The organism is Neisseria sp. DTU_2021_1001991_1_SI_NGA_ILE_055 (assembly GCF_032342915.1).
In the GTDB taxonomy this organism is placed as follows: domain Bacteria; phylum Pseudomonadota; class Gammaproteobacteria; order Burkholderiales; family Neisseriaceae; genus Neisseria.
The window spans coordinates 1637558-1652827 of record NZ_CP135440.1 but is presented as its reverse complement, the minus strand read 5'-3'; the positions used below and the strand labels follow the sequence as shown (position 1 = coordinate 1652827).

Annotated in this window: 12 protein-coding genes and 2 pseudogenes; 8 read left to right on the top strand and 6 right to left on the bottom strand. The window is 52.5% G+C overall.

What is annotated here, in order from left to right:
* The first annotated feature begins 13 nt into the window (after nucleotides 1–13).
* The 5 genes and pseudogenes from RRV97_RS07735 to RRV97_RS07720 all read left to right on the top strand — a co-directional run bounded on the left by RRV97_RS07735 (nucleotide 14) and on the right by RRV97_RS07720 (nucleotide 4805).
* Nucleotides 14–1600, top strand: coding sequence for a HAMP domain-containing sensor histidine kinase (locus RRV97_RS07735; RefSeq protein ID WP_315611188.1), 1587 nt, complete (start codon nucleotides 14–16; stop codon nucleotides 1598–1600).
* Nucleotides 1593–2043 (top strand): annotated as a pseudogene (locus RRV97_RS11500) (response regulator); the annotation flags it as partial. The gene RRV97_RS07735 and the pseudogene RRV97_RS11500, both read left to right, overlap by 8 nt.
* A 164-nt stretch (nucleotides 2044–2207) precedes the next feature.
* Nucleotides 2208–3218 (top strand): annotated as a pseudogene (locus tag RRV97_RS11495) (sigma-54 interaction domain-containing protein); the annotation flags it as partial.
* 48 nt (nucleotides 3219–3266) lie between these two features.
* A complete protein-coding gene (locus tag RRV97_RS07725) occupies nucleotides 3267–4019 on the top strand; it encodes a class I SAM-dependent methyltransferase (RefSeq protein ID WP_315611186.1) in 753 nt (250 codons plus the stop codon).
* Between the two features lie 102 nt (nucleotides 4020–4121).
* Nucleotides 4122–4805, top strand: coding sequence for a 2,3-diphosphoglycerate-dependent phosphoglycerate mutase (locus RRV97_RS07720; RefSeq protein WP_293199373.1), 684 nt, complete (start codon nucleotides 4122–4124; stop codon nucleotides 4803–4805).
* A 138-nt stretch (nucleotides 4806–4943) separates the two neighbouring features.
* Here RRV97_RS07720 and RRV97_RS07715 read toward each other — a convergent pair whose 3' ends face one another.
* A complete protein-coding gene (locus RRV97_RS07715; protein ID WP_188213342.1) occupies nucleotides 4944–5735 on the bottom strand; it encodes a DsbC family protein in 792 nt (263 codons plus the stop codon).
* Nucleotides 5736–5870: 135 nt separating this feature from the next.
* Between RRV97_RS07715 and RRV97_RS07710 the strand changes: the two genes are divergently transcribed.
* A complete protein-coding gene (locus tag RRV97_RS07710; protein WP_315611185.1) occupies nucleotides 5871–8060 on the top strand; it encodes a primosomal protein N' in 2190 nt (729 codons plus the stop codon).
* 80 nt (nucleotides 8061–8140) lie between these two features.
* Here the strand turns inward: RRV97_RS07710 and RRV97_RS07705 are convergent, their stop codons facing one another.
* The 3 genes from RRV97_RS07705 to RRV97_RS07695 form a co-directional block, all read right to left on the bottom strand.
* The gene (locus RRV97_RS07705; protein ID WP_315611184.1) at nucleotides 8141–8815 is read right to left on the bottom strand and encodes a hypothetical protein; all 675 of its coding nucleotides are present in this window, start codon (nucleotides 8813–8815) and stop codon (nucleotides 8141–8143) included.
* 335 nt (nucleotides 8816–9150) lie between these two features.
* Nucleotides 9151–9489: an iron-sulfur cluster insertion protein ErpA gene (erpA, locus tag RRV97_RS07700; protein ID WP_003680162.1), complete on the bottom strand. Its 339-nt coding sequence runs from the start codon at nucleotides 9487–9489 to the stop codon at nucleotides 9151–9153.
* 131 nt (nucleotides 9490–9620) lie between these two features.
* Complete coding sequence (locus tag RRV97_RS07695; protein WP_003680158.1) at nucleotides 9621–10307, bottom strand: helix-turn-helix transcriptional regulator; 687 nt, start codon at nucleotides 10305–10307, stop codon at nucleotides 9621–9623.
* Between the two features lie 261 nt (nucleotides 10308–10568).
* Here RRV97_RS07695 and RRV97_RS07690 point away from each other — a divergent pair, with 261 nt between their 5' ends.
* Nucleotides 10569–10844 carry a hypothetical protein gene (locus RRV97_RS07690; RefSeq protein ID WP_003748371.1) on the top strand — a complete coding sequence of 92 codons (276 nt, stop codon included), beginning with the start codon at nucleotides 10569–10571 and terminating at the stop codon, nucleotides 10842–10844.
* A 76-nt stretch (nucleotides 10845–10920) separates the two neighbouring features.
* Here RRV97_RS07690 and argC read toward each other — a convergent pair whose 3' ends face one another.
* Complete coding sequence (gene argC, locus RRV97_RS07685) at nucleotides 10921–11967, bottom strand: N-acetyl-gamma-glutamyl-phosphate reductase (RefSeq protein ID WP_315611183.1); 1047 nt, start codon at nucleotides 11965–11967, stop codon at nucleotides 10921–10923.
* 170 nt (nucleotides 11968–12137) lie between these two features.
* On the opposite strand from argC, the gene RRV97_RS07680 reads away from it, so the two are divergent.
* Nucleotides 12138–13145 carry an IS5 family transposase gene (locus RRV97_RS07680; protein WP_315611182.1) on the top strand — a complete coding sequence of 336 codons (1008 nt, stop codon included), beginning with the start codon at nucleotides 12138–12140 and terminating at the stop codon, nucleotides 13143–13145.
* A 418-nt stretch (nucleotides 13146–13563) separates the two neighbouring features.
* Here RRV97_RS07680 and RRV97_RS07675 read toward each other — a convergent pair whose 3' ends face one another.
* Nucleotides 13564–15267 carry an ABC transporter ATP-binding protein/permease gene (locus tag RRV97_RS07675; protein WP_315611181.1) on the bottom strand — a complete coding sequence of 568 codons (1704 nt, stop codon included), beginning with the start codon at nucleotides 15265–15267 and terminating at the stop codon, nucleotides 13564–13566.
* Nucleotides 15268–15270 lie beyond the last annotated feature (3 nt).

The following is a 15270-nucleotide window of genomic DNA, read 5'->3' as shown; positions in this document are numbered from 1 at the left end:
AAAAGGTTCATTTATGAACAGAGCCAATCTTCAAGAACTGGGTAATCTGAGGGAGCGGATTCCCGGTGTAATCAACATTGCCCGAATAGCCATTGTCTTACCGCTTTTGGTTTTGCACGCTTTCGGCAGCTACACAGGCGGCAACCTGATTGGCATTTCGTTGCCGGACGTTGAGTTTTATATCTGGGTAACGCTGTATTTCTGCCTGATTATGCTCTCCGTGTTCCGCCCGGGCTGGCAGTGGCAGTCTTTGGATTTGCCCAATGCCAGTGCCGTGGTCGACATCACCATGATGATGGTTTTGGTGTATATCTCCGGCGGTACGGCTTCCGGTTTCGGGATTTTGGTTTTGCCGTTTGTCGCCACGTCGTGTCTGCTCAGTTATGGCCACTATCCTATGCTGTATGCAGGCTATACGGCAATGTTGTTTATTTTGAACATGTTTTTAGATGGCAGTATGCGTTTCGATTCATTTAATTGGGACGCAAAATCAATGGTGAATTCTTCGATGCTGATCGGCGCAGGCTATCTGGTGGCGATGCTGACATCGTTTGCCGCCCGTTATTTGGAGCAGGCCACAGAGTCCGCCAGCCGCCATCAACTGGCCTACCGCCGTATCAGCGGCTTGAACCATTTGGTTTTGAACCGCGTACAGGAAGCGGTGGTGGTGATTGATGCGACCCAGCGCGTGTGGCTGTTTAACAAACAGGCAAAAATCTATTTTCCCAGCCTGATTATCGATCAGCAGGAAATCGTGTTCGGCGAACTGGTGGCCCGCTGGCAGCGCCAACCCGACAAACCTTTTGAAACCGATATCCATATTTTCCAACACGCCATGCACGTCCGAGCCGTTCCATTGATTCAGGAGCAAACCGAGCTACTGATGCTGTACGTCCGCTCATTGCGTGAAGTGGCTGCGGAGGCCATGTCCACCAAGCTGACTTCGCTCGGACAGTTGACTGCCAACCTTGCCCACGAAATCCGCAACCCGATGTCCGCCATCCGTCATGCCAGCGATTTGTTGCAAGAGGGCGATGAGGCAGACCCGCTCAAGGCCAAGCTCTACAACATCATCGACAGCAATATCCAACGCATCGACAAGATGTTGGAAGACGTATCCCTGCTTAACAAACGAGACAACATCAGCCGCCAGCCGATTAATCTGATGAAATTCTGGTTGGAGTTCAAGCAGGAATTTACCTTGAACAATCCCGATGCCATCGGCTGTCTGCGTATGAATATGGACGGCAACAACCTGACCGTATTGGTTGACCCCATGCACTTGCAGCAAGTGATGTGGAACTTGTGCAACAACGCTTGGCGACATAGCCGTCAGGACGAAAACGCCATTACCGTCCTTATCCGCTCTAGCGGCAGGATGCATATTTCCATCGTAGTGGCGGACAACGGCAAAGGCGTGCCGCCGGATGTACGAAATCATCTGTTCGAGCCGTTTTACACCACCGAAAAACAAGGCACCGGTTTGGGGCTTTACGTCGCACGCGAGTTGGCACACGCCAATATGGGACAGCTGCATTATCACCCTGAAATGAACGGGTTCGAACTGATTTTACCGAAGGAGCAAGCGCAGGATGAATAAATTGCAAGAGCTGGTTTTGATTGTCGATGACGAGGCAGACATCCGCGACCTGATGGAAATGACCCTGATGAAAATGGGTCTGCGCGTCGATACTGCGGCGGGTGTTGAAGAAGCCAAAGACAAGCTGGACAACAACGATTATTCGCTGGTGTTGACTGATATGCGTATGCCCGACGGCTCCGGCCTCGAGGTGGTCCAATACATCGACGAGTTGATGCTCGACACGCCCGTTGCCGTGATTACGGCTTTCGGCAATGCCGACCAAGCCGTTGAAGCCTTGAAAGCAGGGGCGTTTGATTATCTGCAAAAACCGATTACGCTGTCGCAGTTGCGTTCATTGGTTAAATCGGCAGTATCGGTTTCCGATAATACTGCCGAACCTACGCCGTCTGAAAAAGTCAAATCGCAGCCTGCGCCTGTTTCTGCCGCCCTGTATAAACCCGAACCTCAGCCGGTCAAGCCTGTCGTTATGCCTCCTAAGAGCGTACAGAGCGAATTTAACCGGCCTTTGACTGTTCCGGAAGGGCTCAATTCCTTAAAAGAGCGGTTTTCAACCGGCAACATCAATCCTGCTTTGCAAGAAGAGCCTATCCTGAAAGGCGACGACGATATGCCGCGCCTGTTGGGTACTTCGCCGCAAATGGTCGAAGTACGCCACCTGATTCGCAGATTGGCCCACAGCTTTGTTCCCGTTTATATCTCCGGCGAGTCCGGTACGGGTAAAGAGCAGGCGGCGCGCACGATTCACGAGCTGTCCGACCGCGCCGACAAACCGTTTATTGCCGTCAACTGCGGCGCGATTCCTGAAAACCTGATGGAAAGCGAATTTTTCGGCTACAAAAAAGGCAGCTTTACCGGCGCGGATCAAGACCGTTTAGGTTTTTTCCAACACGCTGACGGTGGCACTTTGTTCCTTGATGAAGTTGCCGATTTGCCGCTTGCCATGCAGGTCAAACTCCTACGCGCCATTCAAGAAAAAGCCGTGCGCCGTATCGGCGATGCGCGGGAAACCTTTGTGGATGTGCGCATTATTTGTGCAACCCACAAAAACCTCGAAGCTTTGGTTGAAAGCGGCGCATTCCGTCAGGACTTGTATTACCGCCTCAACGTTGTCACCCTACACATGCCGCCTTTACGTGAAATGCGCGAAGACTTGGGCGCGCTGATTCTGTATCTGCTGTATAAACACCGTCACGGCAATCAAACCTACAAACTCAGCCCGAAAGCCCAAGAAGCCCTGTTGCATTACAGCTATCCCGGCAACTTTCGTGAGCTAGAGAATATCCTCGAACGCGCCGTTGCATTGACGGTCGGTCAAGTGATACAAGTGGACGACTTGCAGATTCAAAATGCCCCACAGGTTAAGGCAGAACGCAGCGGCTTCTCTTTTGACGATATTGCCGAACCTGACGCGCGCGAAACCACGCTCAATCACAGCCCCATTCCGCCGTTTGATCCGCGCACCATGCAGATACAGGATTACCTCGACCAAGTGGAACGCAGTATCATCGAACAGGCCTTGCAGCAAACCCGTTACAACCGTACCCAAGCCGCCAAACTTTTGGGCATCAGCTTCCGCTCTATGCGCTACCGCATGGAACGCTTGGACATCAATTAAAACGTTCAGACGGCCCAAGTTTTCCAGGCCGTCTGAAACATAAGCCTTATGTACAAGATTTATTTTGACGAAACCGCATCTGCCGAACTTCGCAGCCTTGCCGCGCCTTTCGGACTGACCGTTATCGACCGGCAGCCTGAAGCAGGCAGTTTCCTTATTGCTGACGAAAGCGGCATCAGTTTGTGCCGCGCCGGTGAAAAAGGCCGTGTCCGCGTTTATTTTGATGGCGGTGCCGCCCATTATCGGCGCACCAAAGGCGGAGGCGAGTTGATTGCCAAAGCCGTCAACCACACTGCACAACCGACTGTCTGGGACGCTACCGGCGGACTGGGGCGCGACAGTTTTGTGCTTGCCTCGTTGGGTTTGAATGTACACACTTTTGAACAAAATCCTGCGGTTGCCTGTCTACTTTCAGACGGCCTCAACAGGGCGGGGCAAAGTGAAGAAACACGGGAGATTGCCCGGCGAATTACTTTGCACTTTGGCAATGCCGTTGATTTGATGCAGGAATTATCTGTGCAAAACGGCAGGCCCGATGTGGTGTACCTCGACCCGATGTACCCGGAACGCCGCAAAACCGCCGCCGTGAAAAAAGAAATGGCTTACTTTCACGACTTGGTCGGCGCGGCACAAGACGAAGCCGAGTTGTTGGAGGCGGCATTGGATACCGCCAAAAAGCGCATTGTCGTCAAACGCCCGCGCTTGGGAGAGTTTCTCGACGGGCGCAAACCGGCATATCAATACACCGGCAAAAGCACGCGGTTTGACGTTTACCTTCCGACAAGGCCGTCTGAAGACTAGAAGCAAACTTGCAACATATCAAAAGAAACCGCCGACGTTATCAGCGTGGCGGCAAAGTGTGCTATAAATACCTTTTCCCAAACTTCATTGGAGCAAACTATCATGGAATTAGTATTCATCCGTCACGGACAAAGCGAATGGAACGCGAAAAACCTTTTCACCGGCTGGCGCGACGTCAAGCTGAGCGAGCAAGGTTTGGCAGAAGCCGCCGCAGCAGGTAAAAAGCTGAAAGAAAAAGGCTATGAATTCGACATCGCCTTTACTTCCGTCCTGACCCGTGCCATCAAAACCTGTAACATCGTTTTGGAAGAATCCGACCAACTGTTTGTTCCGCAAATCAAATCATGGCGTTTGAACGAGCGCCACTACGGCCAGCTGCAAGGTATGGATAAAAAACAAACCGCAGAAAAATACGGCGACGAGCAAGTCCACATCTGGCGCCGCAGCTACGATACCCTGCCTCCGCTGCTCGATCCTAAAGACCCGCATTCCGCCCACAACGACCGCCGCTATGCCAACCTGCCTAGCGATGTTATTCCCGATGGCGAAAACCTCAAAGTTACCCTCGAGCGCGTCCTGCCTTTCTGGGAAGACCAAATCGCTCCGGCCATCCTGAGCGGCAAACGTGTTTTGGTTGCGGCACACGGCAACTCCCTGCGCGCGTTGGCCAAACACATCGAAGGCATTTCAGACGAAGACATCATGGGCTTGGAAATCCCGACCGGCCAGCCGCTGGTGTACAAATTGGACGAAAACCTGAAAGTGGTTGAGAAATTCTACCTGTAAGGTAAAGGGAAAAGGACGTGGCGGACACGTCCTTTTTTGTATTTGTCTGTTTGAGGCCGTCTGAAAGCAATTGATGGCGTGCGACATGAAAAAAGGACGCGTAAAGCGTCCTTTATGGAGATTAAAACCTGAAAAGTATTACTGGTTTTTCTCGATGACTTCTTTGAGGTGGGGCATAGGGCTGTAACCGCTTTGGCTGCGGCCGTTAGGGAAGACCAGGGTCGGCGTGCCGTTGAAGCCGAATTGTTCGCCCAATGAAGTGGTTTCCGCAACAGGGTTTTCGCAGTTTGCTTTGCCGCTTGGGAGTTTGCCTTTGCGCATCCAGTCGATCCATGCCTGGGTCGGATTAGGTTGGCACCACAACAGCTCGGCTTTGCGCGCGGCATCAGGGTGCAGGCTTGGAATCGGCATCATGAAGGTGTAAATCGTGATGTCGGTCATTTTTTCAAATTCATGCTCCAAGCGTTTGCAGAACGGGCAGTCCGGATCGGAGAAAACGGCGACTTTCAGTTTGCCGTTGCCGCGCACTTCTTTGATGGCTTTGTCCAAAGGCAGGGAAGCGAAGTCGATTTTGTTCAAGTCGGCGGCGCGTTCTTCAGTCAGGCTTTGTCGCGTGTTGACGTTGATGAGGTCGCCGACGAGCATATAGTCGCCTTTGGCATCGGTATAGATGATTTGTTTGCCGCTGACAACAACTTCGTAAATGCCTTTAATCGGTGTTTCACTGACGCTCAAAACTTTCAAATCCTGGGCGGCATAGACTTTTTCCAAACGCGCTTTCAAAGAAGCGGCAACGGATTTGTCGGCAGGCGCTTCCGCTTTGGCAGCCGGCGCAGGCGCGGCGTTGGCGTTGGATACGGCAGGTTGACCGCATGCCAGCAAAGGAAGGACGGCAAACGGTGTTAAGATTTTGATTAACTTGGTTTTCATGCGAGAGACTTGCGTGTGTTAAAAGTAAGGCATTGTATCAAACCTCTGTCATGCCTGCATTGTATTGAGGCTCAAATTATCGTCTGAAAATAGCTTTCGGCTGTTAAAATACGAAAAAATGATTTGATTGTTTGTATGATTTACCACCGCATCGCTGTAAATGTGCCGCTTTCAGACGGCCTTTTGACTTATTCGCATTCCGAGCCGCTTCCTCCGGGAACGCGGGTGCTTGTGCCTTTCCGCAATAAAACTGTGGTCGGGATTGTGTGGGAAACGGATATTGCGCCCGATATGGATGCGGCGCGGATTTTGGGTGTTCAGACGGCCTTTGTGGAAGAAAAGCCGTTGCCTCAAAGCTGGCGTGATTTGTTGGCGTTTACGTCGCGTTATTACCACTATCCGACCGGGCAGGCTGTATTTGCCGCGCTGCCGCAGGGTTTGAAGGAAACGCGCGCGGTGGAAATGCCGCAGCCGCCGTTGTTTTATGCTTTGAACGAAGCAGGCAGGGCGCAAACGCCGCCGCCGGCGCGGTTCAACAAAAAAGCGGCTTTGTGGGATGCGCTGCTGTCGGGCGGGATGACGATGGCGGCGTTGAAGCAGGTGAACGCGCAGGCGGCGAAGTTAATCGAAGATTGGGCGGAACAGGGCTGGATTGAAACGACGGAAGCGGCGAAGTCCGTTTTAAGGCCGTACCACGGGCAGGCTTCGCACTCTGAATTTGTATTAAACGCCGACCAGCAGAAGGCTTCCGATGAAATTCAGACGGCCTTCGGTAAATTTCAGCCGTTTTTGCTGTACGGCATTACCGGCAGCGGCAAGACCGAGGTGTATTTCGATGCGATGGCGAAAGTGTTGGCGCAGGGGCGGCAGGTGTTGTTTTTGTTGCCCGAAATCAACCTCACGCCGCAGCTTTTGAAACGGGTGGAAAACCGTTTTGCCGACGTGCCGATCGCCGTGTTGCACAGCCAGATGGCGGCAGGCAGGCGCACGCAGGATTATTTGCGCGCGATGTTGGGGCAGGCGAAATTGGTCATCGGTACGCGGCTGGCGGTGTTCACGCCTTTGCCTAATGTCGGGCTGATTGTGGTCGATGAGGAACACGACGGCTCGTTCAAACAGGACAACGAATTGCGCTACCACGCCCGCGATTTGGCGGTGTGGCGGGCGAAGCAGAGCGGCTGTCCCATCATATTGGGCAGCGCCACGCCCAGCTTGGAGAGCTGGCACAAAGCGCAAAGCGGCGCGTACCGCCTGCTGCAACTGACCGAACGCGCCCATACCGCCGCGCAACTGCCGCAAGTAGAAATACTTAATGTAGGCCGTCTGAAACTCGACAACGGCTTCTCGCCGCAAGCCTTGCAGCTTTTGGAACAGAACTTTGAAGCAGGCGGCATGTCGCTGGTGTACCTCAATCGTCGCGGCTTCGCGCCCGCGCTGTTTTGCGGCGACTGCGGCCATACCTTCGGCTGCCCGAACTGTTCCGCCAAAATGGTGCTTCACCAACGCGCCCGCCAACTGCGCTGCCACCACTGCGACCACCGCGAACCCATCCCGTTCAAATGCCCCGACTGCGGCAACCAAGACCTGACCGCCGTCGGCCACGGCACGCAGCGCGTCGAAGAAACCCTGCGCGCCTTCCTGCCCAAGGCTGCCGTCGTCCGTGTTGACAGGGACAGCACTGCGCACAAAAACGACTGGGCGGATTTGTACCGCCGCATCGCCGACAACGAAATCGACATTCTGGTCGGCACGCAGATGCTTGCCAAAGGCCATGATTTCGCGCGGCTCAACCTCGTTATCGTGTTGAACGCCGACGGCAGCCTGTACAGCGCGGACTTTCGCGCGCTGGAAAGGCTGTTTGCCGAGCTGATGCAGGTGTCCGGCAGGGCGGGGCGCGCCGACAAACCCGGCAAGGTGTTGATACAAACCCAACTGCCCGAACATCCTGTCTTCGCCGCCGTCAAAGCGCAGGACTACGCCGTGTTTGCCGAAAACGAATTGAACGAACGGCAAATGTTCGCCATGCCGCCCTTCGGTTTCCAGACCGCCGTCCGAGCCGACGCGCCGCGCGTTGCCGATGCGATGGAGTTTCTCAACGCCGCCAAAGAAACCCTCGCCCCGCTGTTGCCCGAAAGCGTTTCCCAGTTCGGCGCGGCCCCAATGCTGATGGTGCGCCTCGCCGAACGCGAACGCGCGCAAATCTTCCTCGAATCCCCGTCCCGACAGGATTTGCACCGCGCCGTGAGTTTGTGGGTGCAGGTGTTGCAGCAAAACCGCGACGGCAAAATCAGATGGTCGGTGGATGTGGATGTGCAAGAGGCTTGATTGGAATGATGCAATCAATATAAATATAAAAGGCCGTCTGAAAATCTGTTTTTCAGACGGCCTTAAGTTTTGAAATCAGTTTAGAAGAATTTTGCAGCGATATAGCCGAGAGCAAGCAGGCTTAAAACGGCGAATACGATAGCCATTGTAAGCAGAAACTGTGTTTTCTTCCTCGCTGCCAGCGCAGCAAGCTCTGGATTTTGGCCTAACTCTTCGCGTAGTTGGGATTCTAATTCGGCGCGGATTTTCTTACGCAGTTTTTTCTCTTCCTGTTCGCGCTCATATTTGAGCTTGTGGGCAATTTCGGTTTGTTTTTTGTGCTCGAAAGAGATTTTTTCCTGCCATTCAATGCGCTTGCGCTGGATGGCCAGCTCATTTTTTTCTGTCAAATCAAAGTGGCAGGTCTTACATTCCTGTGCATCGAGTTCGTCAATAATCGTCATGCAGACGGGGCATTGGATGGGGTCGAGGATATTGACTGCCGATACGGGTTCTTCTTCGAGCGCCTCCAATTCCATGGCCTGACGGACAATGACGTCCAAACCTAAATAGCTGAAGTAATGCTGCGCATTTTCGCGCTCGTCTTGGGTGCATTTCTCGGCCACAATGGCTTGCGGACGCTCCGCCAAGGCTTGAATCAGGCTCTCGGCTTCGTTTTCGGGCAGGTTGTCATACAGGCAGGCGTGGATGCGCTCCCTATCCGTGTTCGGCGGATAGGAAACGTATACGTCGAAAAATTTTTCTTGTTTGCTCATTGATATCCCATGAATATTTCGACTGCGTCAACCAAATGGGTTGGGCCTGAGGTTTTGTTATTGTGTTTGAGCTGTTTTGGCTTGCGATGCAGGCAAAAACAGAGGCCGCAGTCTGAGGCAGACCGGATAGGGGGTGCCTTTGTGTCGTTAATCGGCTGGACAATGATTTTTTATTTATATGGCAATATGCATGTCCAATGTTATGTCTATTGTAGAGTAAATATTCACGCCCGATATTATTATTATAAGATAAATCCAATATTGTTTAAAATAAATTCACACAAAAGGCCGTCTGAAGATACAGACGGCCTGTTTTTCATGAAGAAACGGATTGTTTATACGGAGAAGGACGAGCCGCAACCGCAAGTCGTTTCGGCATTCGGATTGCGGATGACGAATTGAGAACCTTGCAGGCTTTCGGTGTAGTCGATTTCCGCACCAACCAGATATTGGTAGCTCATCGGGTCGACCAAGAACGTCAGGCCGTTTTTTTGGATTTCGAAATCGTCGTCGTTTTTGATTTCGTCAAAGGTAAAACCGTATTGGAAGCCGGAGCAACCGCCGCCGTTGACGAATACGCGCAATTTCAGGTCGGGATTGTTCTCTTCGGCAATCAGGTCGGCAACTTTGGTGCAGCAGCTGTCAGTAAAGATAATAGGGCTTTCGTCTGACATGATGTGATTCCTTTTATATGAATGTTTTTACTATTGTCGCGCAAACCGTTGGCCAAAGCAAGTTTGTGCAGACAGGTCTGCCAGCTTACATGGAGGGCATGGCAGAAATTTCAAGCGCCAGTATGTCAGATTTAGATGCTTCTGCCAAACCATTCGACTCGGCCGATGATGGCAACGTCGTCGGTCGGGTTTTTCAGGTCGATTTCAAAAGTGGGGTAGGCTTCGTTGGCGGAAATGACGTTGACGATGCCGCCGGGTATCAGTTGCAGGCGTTTGACCAGAAGGTTTTCGTTGAGGCGCAAAACATAGAGGCCGTCGCGCGGCGTGGTTTGGCCGTGGTTGATGAGGATGGTGTCGCCATCATTCAGCACGCCTTCCATTGAGTCGCCTTTGACTGAGATAACGGAAAGGTTTTTGATGTCGCGCGTTACATAATTTTCTATCCAATAGCGTCGGAACGCCATGGCGAACATGGGCTGTTCATCGCCGACGAGTTGGCCGTGTCCGGCCGCTGCTTGGATGTCGTAACGCGGTACGAAGACAAATTCGTCTATATCGACAGGGTTGCCCAGCGTATCTGTGGCCGTGGCTTTTGGGGCTTCGGAATCGGGGAAGGGGGAGCCTTCGCCGGTCAACAGCCAGTCTATGCTGCAGCCTTTAAGTTGTTTGATTTTTTTTAGTGTTTCCGATTTCGGCAGGCCGCCTTCGTTCCAGATACGGCTGAATCCGGCGATGGTCATATCGATGTCGGCGGCGATTTTGGCTTGGCGGGCTTCATCTTTCCATAAGAAAGCCAGGCGGTCTTTAAAGGTATCCATGTTTATGCCTTTATGGAGGTATGTTTTTTATATGGTTTGGACGATTTGAGTGTATTTTACCTTAGTTTTTATAAAATTGTAAGAAAAAAATTACTCAATCTAAGAAAAAGTATTGCATATTTTATTTTTTCTTAGTATTATTCGTTTTGTCTTAGATAAATCGATATTTCTAATTTTCTATTCGATTTTTCTTAGTTCAATTTTATTTGGTTTAGTTTTTCTGACTCAAACCTGCTATGTGATTATGATGAGAGGTGTAAAATGACTCGTTCGCGTAAAAATATTTTTTGGGTGCTGCTGGCGTTGGTGCTGGGTTTTTTTGCCCTGCCTTTCGGATCTTCGGAAGCGCATGAAGCGGACGGTAATCTGACGGCTTCAGAATGCGAACGCTTGGGCAGTTTGAGTCTGGATCAGATGGACGGCAGGCTGCTTGCCTTCGCCAAAGAATGCGATATGGTGGAGGCCACCCACGATTGGGAACAACAGTACGGCAACTTGAATGAAGAAGAAATGCTTGCCGGCGTGGTGTATGAGTGATGTTTGCGTATGAATTAATGAAGGCCGTCTGAAAACCATTGTTTCAGACGGCCTTGTGTTTTTAATAAGGATGACGTTAAGGCATCAAAGGTGCATTGGTCAGGCCGGTGATTTCGGGCAGGCCGAACATAATGTTCATATTCTGCACGGCTTGACCGGCTGCACCTTTAACCAAGTTGTCGATGACGGAAAGAACAATCCACACATCGTCTTGATCGGGCGCTCTTTGAACGCTGATACGGCAGAGGTTGGCGCCGCGTACGCTGCGGGTTTCAGGTGTTGAACCTGAAGGCAAAATATCGACAAAAGGACTGTCGCGGTAGTATTCGCGCAGCAAGGCTTCAGGATCGGTGTGTTCTTGCAGGTGCAGATACAGGGTGGCGTGCATACCGCGTATCATCGGAACAAGGTGTGGCACGAAAATCAGGCCGTCTGAAACCTGGTCTTGCAGTCCGGACAGGGTTTGTCGGATTTCAGGCAGATGGCGGTGGCCGCCGACGCCGTAGGCTTTGAAGTTGTCGCCTGCTTCGCACAACAGGGCGTGGGTGCTGGCTTTGCGGCCTGCACCGGAAACACCGGATTTACAGTCGGCAATCAGCGGCGCGTTGGCTTTCAGACGGCCAGCCTGAAGCAGCGGCAATAAGGGCAGGGAAACGCAGGTGGGGTAGCAGCCCGGATTGGCCACCAACATGGCTTTGGCGATGTCGTCTTTGTGAAGTTCGCACAAACCGTACACTGCTTGGGAAACGAGTTGCGGCGCGGCATGGGTCATTTTGTACCATTTTTCCCATGTGGGGATGTCGCGGATGCGGAAGTCGGCAGACAGGTCGATCACGCGTACGCCTTTTTCGACAAGGGCCGGTGCTTCTTTCATGGCCACGCCGTTGGGTGTGGCGAAGAATACGAGGTCGCAGCGGTCAAGCCCGGCCTCTTCGGGCGTTTGGAATGTAAGGTCGTAAATGCCGCGCAGGCTGGGAAAGTAGTCGGCAACGGCAATACCGGCTTCGCTTCGGCTGGTAACGGCGGTGACTTCTGCGTTGGGGTGGCTGCTGAGCAGGCGTAACAATTCGACGCCTGTGTATCCGGTTGCACCGACAATACCGATTTTAATTTTTGTGGTCATGGTGTGGCTCCTTTGTAGGGATGACGATGCGTTTGATTATATAGTAATTGATTGCCGTCGGTCAGCGGTGCTTGTGCCAAGCTTTGCAAGGGACGGTTAAACAGGCCGAGACCTTTGCAAAATTCCTCAAAATCCCCTAAATTCCCACAAAGACATTTAGGGGATTTTTCATGAGTACCTTCTTCCAGCAAACCGCACAAGCCATGATTGCCAAACACATCGACCGCTTCCCGCTATTGAAGTTGGATCAGGTGATTGATTGGCAACCGATCGAACAATACCTGAATCGTCAAAAAATCCGTTACCTCCGAGACCACCGCGGCCGTCCCGCCTATCCCCTGTTGTCCATGTTCAAAGCCGTCCTGCTCGGACAATGGCACAGCCTCTCCGATCCCGAACTCGAACACAGCCTCATCACCCGCATCGATTTCAACCTGTTTTGCCGTTTTGACGAACTGAGCATCCCCGATTACAGCACCTTATGCCGCTACCGCAACTGGCTGGCGCAAGACAACACCCTGTCCGAACTACTGGAACTGATCAACCGCCAACTGACCGAAAAAGGCCTAAAAATAGAGAAAGCATCCGCCGCCGTCGTTGATGCCACTATTATTCAGACCGCCGGCAGCAAACAGCGCCAGGCCATAGAAGTCGACGAGGAAGGACAAGTCAGCGGCCAAGCCACACCGAGTAAAGACAGCGATGCCCGTTGGATAAAGAAAAACGGCCTCTACAAACTCGGTTACAAACAACATACCCGTACCGATGCGGAAGGCTATATCGAGAAACTGCACATTACCCCAGCCAATGCCCATGAGTGCAAACACCTGTCGCCTTTGTTGGAAGGTCTGCCCAAAGGTACGACCGTCTATGCCGATAAAGGCTATGACAGTGAGGAAAACCGGCAACATCTGGAAGAGCATCGGTTACAGGACGGCATTATGCGCAAAGCCTACCGCAACCGTCCGCTGACGGAAGCGCAAACCAAACGTAACCGATATTTGTCGAAGACCCGTTATGTGGTCGAACAAAGCTTCGGTACGCTGCACCGTAAATTCCGCTATGCGCGGGCAGCCTATTTCGGGCTGATCAAAGTGAGTGCGCAAAGCCATCTGAAGGCGATGTGTTTGAACCTGTTGAAAGCCGCCAACAGGCTAAGTGTGCCTGTTGCTGCCTAAAAGGCGGCCCGGATGCCTGATTAATCAGGTATCCAAGGAGGATTAAGGGGGGGATTTGGGTAGAATCAGTGGATATTTGAAACAAAAACAGCCGAAAATCTTTGTTTGGATCTCGGCTGTCGGAAGGAAAGGAATTTTGCAAAGGTCTCAGGCCGTCTGAAATATGGAATGAATAATATTCGAGAGCGGGTTTCAGACGGCCTGGGTGTTTGGAAAACGCAGTTTGCGGTTTGATTTGTGGTGGGTGTTTCGTCTTTATCCTATCCATACGAACACACAATAAAAATGTAAAAAAATGCCCCCGGGTTGGAGGACCGGAGGCAAGTATCCAAGGAGTAGCTCTCATCAATAAGAACTAGTTACTTGGTACTATATCCCTTGTTAGGATGGAAAGCAAGCGTTTTGCACATTTTAACGTTTAAATAATTTTTTCATTCAAATTCAGCGAACTATCAAACAGGGTTTGAATCTTGGGTTGGTGGCTGATGCCGATGACCAAAGTGTCGGGCAAATATTGTTTGAGGGTCTGCATCAACATCAGGGCGGATTCGTCATCAAGCTGGTTGGTGGCTTCGTCGAGGAACAGGATTTGCGGTTTGTGCAGCAGTGCGCGTGCGAGGCTAAGGCGTTGCTGTTCGCCGCCGGAGAGGATGCCGTGCCATTCGTATGGGGTGTCCAAATCGTTGATCAACGTGTGCAGCCTACCCGTGGGGCTGTTTAGGCCGACTTGTTCCAAAACGGTTTGAATCAAATGGTCGTCTTGGCAGGCTGAGTAAGGGTAGCTGACGGTTTGACGCAGGGTATCGGTAGGCAGGTAAGGGCGTTGCGGGAAAAACAGGCGGCTGCCTTCGAGTGAAAAACTGCCTTGATAATACGGCCATAAACCGGCCAGCACGCGCAACAGCGTGGATTTACCGATGCCGCTTTTGCCTTCGAGCAATAGCCATTCTGGGGCATGGGCTTCAAGGTTGATGCCGGAGAGCAGGGGGGTGCCGGTTTGGGTGTGGACGGTAAGGTTTTGCAGGACTGCCTTGCCGTGATGATGCGGCAAATCTGCTTGGTGTGGTTGAAGGACGGTGCTTTTGTGTTCTGCTTGTTCTAAGGCCGTCTGAAAACCGGAAAGCCGCTCGATGACTGCCGCCCATTCAATCAGGCGACGGTAGGAGTCGGTAAACCAGCCGAAGCTGTCTTGGACGCGGGCAAACGATGTGCGCGTCTGCATCATGTCGCCGAAGGTCATGGTTTTGGCGAGGTACATGGGCAGGGTGGCGAGGATGGGGATGAAGATGCTGATGCGGACATAGGTCGCCCAGAAGGTTTCTTGGCGGAATTCGCAGTTGGTCAGTCGCCGCCAGTTGTCGCGGATGCGGAGGTAACGTTGTTTCAGACGGCCTGTTTCCGCTTCGCCGCCGTTGTAGAAGGCGATTTGTTCGGCATGGTCGCGCACGCGCAGGAGGGCGGCGCGGTAGTCGGCTTCGCGGTGCTGGCGGTCGATATTGAGGTTTTTCAGTTTGCGGCCGACAAGGTGGGCGATGACGGTGCTGAAGATGGAATAAATCAGGGCAACCCAGACGAGGTAGCCGTGTATGGTGATGTTGTGTCCGCCGATGTTGAAGGTCTGCACGCCGGAGAGCGTCCACAGTACGGCGACGAACGCGCTGAATTTGGCAACGTTGTTGATGAAGGAGCGAAAGAGGCCGATGCTTTTGTCGGCAAGCAGGTAGATGTCTTCGGCGATACGCTGGTCGGGGTTGTCTGGTTCGCCTGTCAGGCGCAGGCGGTAGTGTTTGTGGCCTTCGAGCCAGTTTGTTTGGAATTGCTCGGTCAGGTGGGTGCGCCAGCGGAAGATGAGGCGTTTTTGCAGCCAGTCGCCGCAAACGATGCAGCCGATGATCATCGCCATGTAGCCGAGGTATTCGACGATGAGCGCGGGCATGGACGCGCCGTCAAATGCGGCCAGCGCGTCGTAGAAACGTTTGTCCCACGCGGCGATCCAAACGCTGATGGTGATGGAGCAAAGGGTAAAGCCGATGAGGACGGCGAGCATCAGCCATTGGAGGCGGCCGTGCGCCCCCGACCAGAAAGGACGGGCGAGGTAAAAGAATTTTTTGAGTGTTTTCATAAT

What these genes read in the sequence shown, in the direction of transcription:
- RRV97_RS07735 (WP_315611188.1), top strand. Translation starts at nt 14, where the DNA reads ATGAACAGAGCCAATCTTCAAGAACTGGGTAATCTGAGGGAGCGGATT.
- RRV97_RS07725 (WP_315611186.1), top strand. Translation starts at nt 3,267, where the DNA reads ATGTACAAGATTTATTTTGACGAAACCGCATCTGCCGAACTTCGCAGC.
- RRV97_RS07720 (WP_293199373.1), top strand. Translation starts at nt 4,122, where the DNA reads ATGGAATTAGTATTCATCCGTCACGGACAAAGCGAATGGAACGCGAAA.
- RRV97_RS07715 (WP_188213342.1), bottom strand. Translation starts at nt 5,735, where the DNA reads ATGAAAACCAAGTTAATCAAAATCTTAACACCGTTTGCCGTCCTTCCT.
- RRV97_RS07710 (WP_315611185.1), top strand. Translation starts at nt 5,871, where the DNA reads ATGATTTACCACCGCATCGCTGTAAATGTGCCGCTTTCAGACGGCCTT.
- RRV97_RS07705 (WP_315611184.1), bottom strand. Translation starts at nt 8,815, where the DNA reads ATGAGCAAACAAGAAAAATTTTTCGACGTATACGTTTCCTATCCGCCG.
- erpA (WP_003680162.1), bottom strand. Translation starts at nt 9,489, where the DNA reads ATGTCAGACGAAAGCCCTATTATCTTTACTGACAGCTGCTGCACCAAA.
- RRV97_RS07695 (WP_003680158.1), bottom strand. Translation starts at nt 10,307, where the DNA reads ATGGATACCTTTAAAGACCGCCTGGCTTTCTTATGGAAAGATGAAGCC.
- RRV97_RS07690 (WP_003748371.1), top strand. Translation starts at nt 10,569, where the DNA reads ATGACTCGTTCGCGTAAAAATATTTTTTGGGTGCTGCTGGCGTTGGTG.
- argC (WP_315611183.1), bottom strand. Translation starts at nt 11,967, where the DNA reads ATGACCACAAAAATTAAAATCGGTATTGTCGGTGCAACCGGATACACA.
- RRV97_RS07680 (WP_315611182.1), top strand. Translation starts at nt 12,138, where the DNA reads ATGAGTACCTTCTTCCAGCAAACCGCACAAGCCATGATTGCCAAACAC.
- RRV97_RS07675 (WP_315611181.1), bottom strand. Translation starts at nt 15,267, where the DNA reads ATGAAAACACTCAAAAAATTCTTTTACCTCGCCCGTCCTTTCTGGTCG.